Source organism: Desulfofundulus thermobenzoicus (assembly GCF_009428905.1).
GTDB lineage: Bacteria > Bacillota > Desulfotomaculia > Desulfotomaculales > Desulfovirgulaceae > Desulfofundulus_A > Desulfofundulus_A thermobenzoicus.
The window spans coordinates 1-464 of record NZ_WHYR01000177.1; the positions used below are offsets into that span (position 1 = coordinate 1).

Here is a 464-nt window from a genome sequence, read left to right on the forward strand (position 1 = left end):
TCCATGTGGTGCCAATCGGTGGAAGGTCATTCGTTTGGGCATGGATATCCGTATTAAATGTGAAGGCTGCGGACACAGCGTGATGATCCCAAGAAGAGATTTTGAACGAAAAATGAAGAAAATTCTCGTCAAGCATGAGGAGCCAACTGCTTAAGTAGGCCTCATGCTTTTTTCATTAAATTTGTCTTTTCTACAGTAAAGCCAGGTGCAATTTCTCGTTTTGAAGCATTGATTTATTCTTTTTGACGATGTTTCTTCTATTGAAAATGCATGGTGGTTAGCTTGTCTTTTCATGTAAACCTACTTATAATTGCTCTAGGTTCATATTACGCAGTATAACGAGCACGTTTGATATAGAGGAGATGAAAGAATGGCTTTAACAGCTGGTATTGTTGGCTTACCTAACGTCGGGAAGTCAACGCTATTTAATGCAATTACACAGGCTGGAGCGGAGTCTGCTAACT

At 40.1% G+C, this 464-nt stretch carries 2 protein-coding genes; both read left to right on the forward strand.

Annotated features, from left to right (window positions below; genetic code table 11):
- Positions 1-154, forward strand: a 154-nt coding sequence (locus GFC01_RS18095; protein ID WP_152948506.1) for a DUF951 domain-containing protein, incomplete at its 5' end; no start/stop codon positions are given.
- 216 nt (positions 155-370) lie between these two features.
- Positions 371-464, forward strand: a 94-nt coding sequence (locus tag GFC01_RS18100) for a GTPase (RefSeq protein WP_145756687.1), incomplete at its 3' end; no start/stop codon positions are given.